This window comes from Nostoc sp., assembly GCF_036917155.1.
In the GTDB taxonomy this organism is placed as follows: domain Bacteria; phylum Cyanobacteriota; class Cyanobacteriia; order Cyanobacteriales; family Nostocaceae; genus Nostoc.
In genome coordinates this window covers 1-8,024 of the sequence record NZ_JBALDZ010000092.1, presented here as the reverse complement: position 1 = coordinate 8,024, position 8,024 = coordinate 1, and the positions used below count along the sequence as shown (strand labels likewise).

Below are 8,024 nucleotides of genomic sequence, written 5' to 3'. Positions count from 1 at the left end.
CCACACTGAACCCTTCCCGAACTCAGAGGTGAAACGCTGCTGCGGCCACGATAGTTTAGGGGTAGCCCTACGCAAAAATAGCTCGATGCCAGGTTTCATTATACAAACTAAAACCCCCTAGCTCTCATAACAGCTAGGGGGTTTTAGTTTATGCTGAATTTAGGATTGGATAAATTGCTATGGCTTATGACTCAAGAACTTTGGGATTTAAGAAGGTCTATTCTTGATGGACGTTATGATGATGCTTTAGTAATTGTTGATGAGTTGGAGTTAATGAGTCGAAAGAGTTATATCCGAAATATTAGGAGTTTTCTCATCAGGCTTATTATTCATTTGATTAAAAATCAGGTTGAACAAAAATTAACTAATTCCTGGGTAGCTTCTATTAAAGGCTCGATTTTAGAAATTCAAGATTTAAATTTACAGGATAATAAGACTTCTCATTATGTGAAACAAGGTGAATGGGAGGATTTGCTGGATGCTGCTTATGATGCAGCAATCGATCCTGCATCTGCTGAAATTTTTGATGGTTTGTATACACCTAAGCGACTACAAGCAATGGTAGAAAAAACACTGATTATGTCAGTAGGAAAAGATTTTTTAAATTTGACTTATACAAATTCTCAAAAGTCTTTACCTGGTGCTGTTGATGAGATGTTGAGTGAGTTACCTGGTGGTCAAGAGTGGCAAGAAGGTAAGTAAAAATGATTATGTGAGGGATTCTCCCTGTCGTCCCCTGCCCACCTCCTGTTGTGGTGCAGACATGATTTGCTTTTGCTGTTCTTGTAGCCAGCTTTCAAAGAGTTCATTCAGCAGGCGTACTTTCATAAATTCATCCAGTTGTGCCGGAATAAATTTTTCCAGCCGCAAAATCACAAACCATTCAGCGATGCGTGTAGGGGGCAATATCTGACCTGGTTGACTGCTAGAGAGCATTTGTACCATTACAGGATGTAGTGCATTCAGTTCAATCGGGCCAACTAAACCGCCAGTTTGGGCTTCTGGCCCGAGTGAGTATTCCCGCGCCAAGTCAGCAAAAGAGTTTTCTTTTGCCTGAATCCTGAAGTAGAGTTCTTGGGCAATTCCCACATCTTGGGTTCGCAGTAGGGAATAAATTACTTTGTCCAGTTTTGTCTTGGACTGAAAAAAGTAAGATTCTAGTTTGTTACCCCAAGTAGTTTGCTTGAATTTTTCAATTTTCAGCTTACGAGTGGTAATGACTTCTAGTTGATCGGAAGTCAGCCCTTGATGTGCCATCCAAGCCTGGATGTCTTCTTCATTTTTGAACTGTTTTTCAGCGTAAAACTGCTGTTTAGCTTGGGCTATTTCCTCAGGTGTACACTCTATTGCTACTTTCGCAAGGTGTGAGTTTTGCTCTATTGCCTCATCGATGATCAATTCACGCTGCAACTGTGGCAGCATTTGGTAACTTGCCAGCAAGGAAATCAATTCACTAGCTGCGATTGTACGATTACCGATTTGGATCGCTTCATTCATTAGCTTTCAGGCATCTTAAGAATATCTAGTTTGTTAAAGAAGCTATACCATAGCCCATTTATTAAGAGCTTTTACCTTAATCTTAACGAGTTAGTTATGCTAACTTCACTTTCACAATAATTAAATAGTTACTTGCTAACATACTTAAAAATATACAGTTTATGTGAGTTTTTATCAAAGATTCTACGCAAATATGCTGCTTAAACCTCTTGTCATTACCCGCATCTCTTAGAAGGCTGATGAAATTTGGGTTTTAAAGTTTAAGTATGATTCTCATTTATAAATTTTTATTGAGAATATTCACGCAAGAATCAGGGTTATGTAATCTGATTTGAAAGCGATCGCCAGTTGTAAAAGAATGTGAGTAATGACAAGCCTTAAGTCCTGGATCTATTAAAAGTTGTTAGAGATAGAGAAAGACAGCACAACCTATGCTGCTTTTTCCATGAGGGATTTGTCTATCCAGCAACCAAAAATTCTCAGGTTTATAAAGACTCTAAATAGTTCAGAAGATCCGCCATTTCTTGGGCACTAGGTTGAAATTTTGGCATTGGCGGTGTTTCGCCACTGATCACTTGGTGAATCAGTCCATAGCGAGACTTGTGCTTGGAAACACCTTGCAAGCTGGGGCCCACTCGTCCGTCTGCTTCCAAGCCATGACAACCAGCGCAGTTAATTTGAAAGATCGCATGTCCTTGAATTGAGTTTCCTGTTAAGGATAGAACGCTCTTGACGTATGGATCGGAGGCTTGAACCAACTGAACACCAAAAAAGCCCAAAGGGACTGCTAGCAGTATGGCCAGCGTCAATAAAACGATCCGCTGAATCAATATTTCAGGTTTGGTAATCTGGTTATCCAAAAGGTTTGCTGTGAAAGTCTAGGTGTGCTAAAAAGTTTTCATTTCCTACACATAGCTTAAAAGTTCTTGATCGTGTCTGCAAGCACAGAAGACTATTTTCTTGTGGGCAGTTGCCCTTCAAAAAGGCTGTAGGGCGCAGGATTCATACGAAATTTGGTAAAATCAAAAATAGGCAACGAATATTTAATCATTACAAAGAGGAGATTTCCAGTGGTTGAACCCCTGCTATCAGGTATTGTCCTTGGTCTAGTTTTTGTCACCCTTGCCGGACTGTTTTACGCTGCCTATAAGCAATACAAGCGCCCCAATCAGTTGGGAGGATGAGGGATTACCCAATGCTGAGTGCTGAGTGCTGAGTTAGGAGTTAGGGGTTAGGAGTCGAGACGCGATTAATCGCGTCTGTACAAGAGTTAGGAATTATATTGTTCCTCATCTCCCTTCTCTGCCCCTAATCCCTCACTCCAAATTCTGTAGAAAGTAAGTGATGTGTTGCCGTAGACTTTCTGGCGGCAAATTTCCCAAGCGGGAATCTCTGGTGGTGTCCAACCTTGTGAGGCGTGTTCAACTGCGATTTCGCCGCTAGGATCTAAAAGTTGATGGTGAGCGATCGCTTCTAATACTGGTTGGTACAATCCACTGGCATAAGGTGGATCAAAGTAAATTTTATCGAATTGCTTGCCTGATAAAGTCTTTAACTGCTGGGTAATATCTCCCCGTAATACCCGAAATTCTTGGTCGGCATTAGCTACCTGCTGCCAATTTTCTTGGACAGTGGCACAGGCTCGGCTCGATTGTTCTATTCCCATTACTAGGCTGGCTCCTCTACACAAAGCCTCTGCGCCCATTGAGCCAGTACCAGCGCATAAATCTAGCCAGCGATAACCTGCGATTTCTCCCTGCCAAATATTAAATACTGCCTCTCTTACCCGCGCACTAGTGGGTCTAGTTTCTTTTCCTGGTAAAGTTTTTAGCTGGCGATTGCCGTAAATTCTCAAACTCATTGGTTATTAGTCATTAGTCATTAGTCATTGGTCATCAATTGTAGACAAAAGACAAAGAACAAATGACAAAAAGAATATTAGGCAGGAATTTTTTCGCGGACTTGAGCAACGAAATTAGACAGGATTTGCAAGCCGATATTAGAGGATTTTTCGGGGTGAAATTGGACTGCCATCAGGTTTTCATGGGCGATCGCAGCTGTGACGGTTTGAGTCCCGTGAGTGACAGTTGCTGCACGGATTAGCGGGTCTATTGGGTCAACATAGTAGGAATGGACAAAATACACCCAAGGATCGGACGGTAAATGCTCCCACAAAATACTTTTTGGTTGAGTCACTTCCAGCTGATTCCAACCCGTATGAGGAATAGTAATGTCGGGTTCTGAGCGAAACCGCCGCACTTTTCCTTTGATAATTCCTAGTCCTGGTTGGGTACCTTCTGCACTTGATTCAAAGAGAATTTGCAATCCTAAACAAATTCCTAAGAAAGGTTTACCAGATGCGATCGCTTCTTTAATCGGTTGTTCCAAACCACGCGCTCGCAGGTGTTGCACTGCTGGATCAAATGCTCCCACTCCTGGTAGGACTATCGCATCTGCCTGCTCTAATTCCTTTGGAGAATAAGTAACATTAGGAGTTGCCCCAGCTTTTTCCAAGCCTTTACAGACTGAGTGCAAATTTCCCATCTCGTAATCTACGACCGCAATCACTGGCATTTACCTGCTCCTTGTAAATTTATTATGGAGGGTTTTTCTATTCTAAATAATATTTGTTATGAAGAAAAGAATTCTATTAACTTCTTTTGATATTTGGCTAAAGGATCAACAGTCAAATTCTTCTGATGATTTATTACTTGAAGTTGCCAAACTCGATCTGATACCGCATGACTTAACTTTTTTACGCCAGTTACCCGTAGACGTGCAACTTGCCAGTGTCCAGGTAATGGAAAAAATCAATGCAATCCAACCTGATTACATCATCTGTTGTGGCATGGCTGCAAGCCGTACACAATTAAGTGTGGAAGCCGTTGCTAGCTATGGAGAAATTGTTTTACAGACAGAAGTTGATTTAGAAAAATTAGTGGCGGGAGCCACGGCAATTCAGATTAGCCACGACTGCGGTAAATTTGTTTGCGAGGGTCTTTACTATTCAGTGTTGGACTACTTAAGCCAAAATAAACTCACGGCACGTTGTATTTTTGTCCATGTTCCGATTCTCAATCAAGAAAATTTGATGGGTATTCTTGCCGATTTCGTATTAATTATTAACAAACTGGCACTTTCATCAAGTTGTTAATGTCTGTATGGTGAAAGAAATATCTAAGTATATGTTGCCATTGTTACTAATTTTTCCCATCGCTCAATTAACTCCTGCTATGCCACCACCTGAAGAAGTCGTACAACTACAAGAAGTCCGACCTTTACCAGGTCAATTGGATACAGTGCCAACGTTTAACAGCAATAGTCCAGAATTGGTTTTAAAAGAAGGAATTTTACTTTCTACCTTTCCACCAAATGGGAAAAAAGTGCCAACGGCGCATCTGAATTTTCCCTTTCGAGGACGATTTGATATTTTTGCTCACCACATTACAAAAGCTGAACCAGCAGAGAATTTGCGATTGCTCTATCTAGGGATAATTTTGCATAACCCTGGTTCAGAATCGGTGAAGGTGAATATTTTGCAGGCGGCGAGTTATTTGAGTCAACCGGATGCACCATTTATTCCGTTACCATCTTTTAGCCAAAATCTTTTAGGTAAAGTTTTTGCAGGTCCTGGCGATCGCGTCATGTCTGATGTGCTTCGGGGAGTGCGACAAGAGATTTTCCCTGCCCAAATTGAGATTCCACCAGGCAAAAGTCGGATGTTACTAAATTTGCCAATTCCGGTGCAGGGATTGACACCGCCCCTTAATGGTCGGTCTACATTGATCCGATTGCGAAGTAATGGCAATGTCTATGCAGCTAGCCTCGCTATGTTTGCACGGGTGAATCCTGATGGCAGTGAGCGATCGCCTACTTTAGAAGAATGGCAAAATTTACTAGATAATGGTGATTTGGCTGGCCCACGAGATAAAGCGCCCACTCCCTTAGAGGGAACTGACAAGCCAAGAATTTATGGTCGTGTTGCTGGAGTGGCTGGTGGTTCACAATGGAGAGCCTTATTAGTAGATAATCCTAAAGCTAGGTATCTAACTATTCCCCAGCCTGGTCAAGGGTTTTCCTACGCTCTGAGTACCCTGCATGGCGGTACCTTAGGAACTGGTCAAATTCAAAGTGCTACTATGCTGGTGCGCTATCCTGACACCGCATATCGCGCTCATGGCAACTATGGAATTCAATATAATCTGAAGTTGCCGCTATACAACAATACTCAAAGTCCTCAAACTGTTAGTGTGTCGATACAAACACCACTCAAAGAGGATCAGTTGGGAAAACCAGGATTACGCTTTCTGAGTACACCAGCCCCTCAAGTATTCTTCCGAGGAACGGTGCGGGTACGTTACAAAGATGAGCAAAATCAGCCGCAAACTCAGTTTGTGCATTTAGTGCAAAAGAGAGGTCAACCAGGGGAAGCATTAGTTTTATTAAATATGAAAGCAGGAGATCGCTCCTTAGTAGAAGTAGACTTTCTCTATCCACCAGATGCCACACCACCGCAAGTATTAACAGTGTCAACTCAGGCGGAAAGTCGGTAGTAAACTACCTACAACGATTTGGAGTACCAAACTAAAAAGTATTCTTACTCGCAGCATACGCGTTGTATCTCAACTCTTAAAACATTCTTTGAAACAGGAGTCCTTAATCACTGGTTTCATCTTGAGCCTACTAGACATCTGGTGAAAATGAATGTAGAGACGTAGCAGTGCTACGTCTCTACAAGGATTCTGGATAACGCATATTTAATTTCTGGAGATATCTACTTTGATTAGACCAGAAGACTGGTTAAGATAATTAATCTTCTTACGCTGAGGCTACTTGAGAATAACGGAGCAATTATCATTCGACGCTCTTTAGAGGCTGAAATTTACACTGGGAGGACACTTGATCTTTGCACTTCTACAGCCGTCTCGTGTGATACATCTGATTGGTTATCAAATTTGTCTACCTCATTACCCCAAACATCCCATCCTTCTCTTTTTTGTCTTGCAAACATTTCCAATTTTGTTCCATTACATAGATGATTAACTAGCTCATAAAACTCTTCTGGTTTTCTTGAATGTTCTCTTCTCGGTGCTTTTAAAATAGTCGGTTCATTGGTTAATTTTTTAGAGTGTGAAAAGCTGGTTACATGACCGTGAACTGCCAGAATACAGTGTTCTGTAGAGTTTCTCAACCAGTGTCCTGTACCTATTCTAGTTGTTCCTTTTTTTGAAACTTTTTCCCAAGTCAGAATTGTTTTTAATTCAAAGCCCCAATGTTTAATACATTCTGCCGCTTCTAATAAATGATTATTTGTAAACCATAGCCATAATACAGTTCCTTGTTTATCGCATAGCTCTGGAATTGGCAGTAACAGTATTTCTTCTATTTTCATTGGTGGGTATGGTATTCGGTTTCTATGAGTGGCGTCATCTTTTCTAAGATTATAAAACCAAGGTGGATCGATAACAATACAGTTATATCTTTTATCAGAAATATTGTAAGTTTTGGCTTTTAGCTTTTCTTCTTCTTCCTTAATTTTTTTTAAAAACTCTTCTTTATGAGTTTGGGGTATATTTAATGTTTCTATAGTTTCACAAGCTTTTTCGTATTTACCAAGATATATGTGATTTTGTCTTGGGGTTTTGACTGAGCTATAACGTTTAGATTCGATTATGTAATAATAATTCGTCCCGTTTTCTTGCTTAGTTCTTATAAATGTCATTTTTTAGGATATAGATTTACGAAATTTATAATTAAATTATATATCCTACTGTTTGTAGTGTCAAATGCTTTTTATCACTACAAAAAAAATGATAGTCGTAAGTCGTGACGTGCTTTTACAGTAATGCAATAATCATCATAAATATCCATATTTGTCCAAATTATCAGTTTAAATACTTTCTCACTTGCTCGGCTATTCATTAAATATTAGTGCTATGAAGAGTGCTGAGTTCCTCGGCAAAGAGAGTGCTGAGATGAAAGACCGCGCCACAAGAGGCGGGGTATCAACCTCCAAACGAATTGTTGATTCCGCTTGACTTCGGACGGGGCTTTTACCATAGTGCAAAAGTACTGAGTATTCAATCTTCTTTACTCAGCACTCGTTAAAAAAATTGAATTTGACAAAGAGTTTTAGCCTTACAGCACTTCCGGCAGCTATGAGGTACATCCTCAAAGCTGAAAGCTATGATAGGAGAGGGGTAAGAGGAAAATAGTATTGCATAATAGCCGGAAGCGCTGTAACCCAAGCGTATTGGGTTAAGTGGTGCGCTAAGAACATTCCAGGGCTACCGAGGAACTACTCTTCTGCCAGGGCGGTTGTTGAAGAAAGGATAGAACAGTAGGGCGAATGAATAACGTTGTAGAAAATGACAACAACGTAGAATCTTTATCTTGTCAACTCGGATTAAGTTTAAGAGGAGAAAAATAAATGTAGCGACTGTCTTAAAAGTCAAGCGATCGTTAACAAAAAAACGGGGGTTGGAGCATTGACGCAACTGAGGAACGCTGCGCTAGATTCGGCGGTG

The 8,024-nt window shown here is 40.7% G+C and carries 9 protein-coding genes and 1 rRNA gene; 5 read left to right on the top strand and 5 right to left on the bottom strand.

From position 1 onward, the window contains the following. Both rrf and V7K67_RS13645 read left to right on the top strand, forming a co-directional pair. Positions 1–94, top strand: a 5S ribosomal RNA gene (rrf, locus tag V7K67_RS34385); the annotation flags it as partial. Between the two features lie 56 nt (positions 95–150). Further along, entirely contained in the window at positions 151–702 is a 552-nt protein-coding gene (locus tag V7K67_RS13645) for a DUF29 family protein (protein ID WP_335166950.1), read from the top strand. Between the two features lie 6 nt (positions 703–708). Here the strand turns inward: V7K67_RS13645 and V7K67_RS13640 are convergent, their stop codons facing one another. Both V7K67_RS13640 and V7K67_RS13635 read right to left on the bottom strand, forming a co-directional pair. Continuing rightward, positions 709–1,497 (bottom strand): peptidylprolyl isomerase, encoded by a 789-nt coding sequence (locus V7K67_RS13640; protein WP_334730870.1) that lies wholly within the window; start codon positions 1,495–1,497, stop codon positions 709–711. 485 nt (positions 1,498–1,982) lie between these two features. Then, on the bottom strand, positions 1,983–2,357 hold the full coding sequence (locus tag V7K67_RS13635) for a cytochrome c (RefSeq protein ID WP_334711701.1): 375 nt from the start codon (positions 2,355–2,357) through the stop codon (positions 1,983–1,985). Between the two features lie 210 nt (positions 2,358–2,567). Here V7K67_RS13635 and petG point away from each other — a divergent pair, with 210 nt between their 5' ends. Continuing rightward, entirely contained in the window at positions 2,568–2,681 is a 114-nt protein-coding gene (gene petG / locus V7K67_RS13630; protein ID WP_063721252.1) for a cytochrome b6-f complex subunit V, read from the top strand. Positions 2,682–2,767: 86 nt separating this feature from the next. On the opposite strand, the gene rsmD is transcribed toward petG, so the two are convergent. Together rsmD and hisH are read right to left on the bottom strand one after the other, a co-directional pair. After that, the gene (rsmD, locus tag V7K67_RS13625; RefSeq protein WP_334730869.1) at positions 2,768–3,358 is read right to left on the bottom strand and encodes a 16S rRNA (guanine(966)-N(2))-methyltransferase RsmD; all 591 of its coding nucleotides are present in this window, start codon (positions 3,356–3,358) and stop codon (positions 2,768–2,770) included. Between the two features lie 77 nt (positions 3,359–3,435). Then, complete coding sequence (hisH, locus tag V7K67_RS13620; protein WP_334711699.1) at positions 3,436–4,071, bottom strand: imidazole glycerol phosphate synthase subunit HisH; 636 nt, start codon at positions 4,069–4,071, stop codon at positions 3,436–3,438. A gap of 58 nt (positions 4,072–4,129) precedes the next feature. Between hisH and V7K67_RS13615 the strand changes: the two genes are divergently transcribed. Further along, on the top strand, positions 4,130–4,651 hold the full coding sequence (locus V7K67_RS13615; protein ID WP_334730868.1) for a pyroglutamyl-peptidase I family protein: 522 nt from the start codon (positions 4,130–4,132) through the stop codon (positions 4,649–4,651). A gap of 31 nt (positions 4,652–4,682) precedes the next feature. Further along, positions 4,683–6,050 carry a DUF3370 domain-containing protein gene (locus tag V7K67_RS13610; protein ID WP_334730873.1) on the top strand — a complete coding sequence of 456 codons (1,368 nt, stop codon included), beginning with the start codon at positions 4,683–4,685 and terminating at the stop codon, positions 6,048–6,050. 329 nt (positions 6,051–6,379) lie between these two features. Here V7K67_RS13610 and V7K67_RS13605 read toward each other — a convergent pair whose 3' ends face one another. After that, the gene (locus V7K67_RS13605) at positions 6,380–7,219 is read right to left on the bottom strand and encodes an MT-A70 family methyltransferase (protein WP_334730867.1); all 840 of its coding nucleotides are present in this window, start codon (positions 7,217–7,219) and stop codon (positions 6,380–6,382) included. Positions 7,220–8,024: the final 805 nt, after the last annotated feature.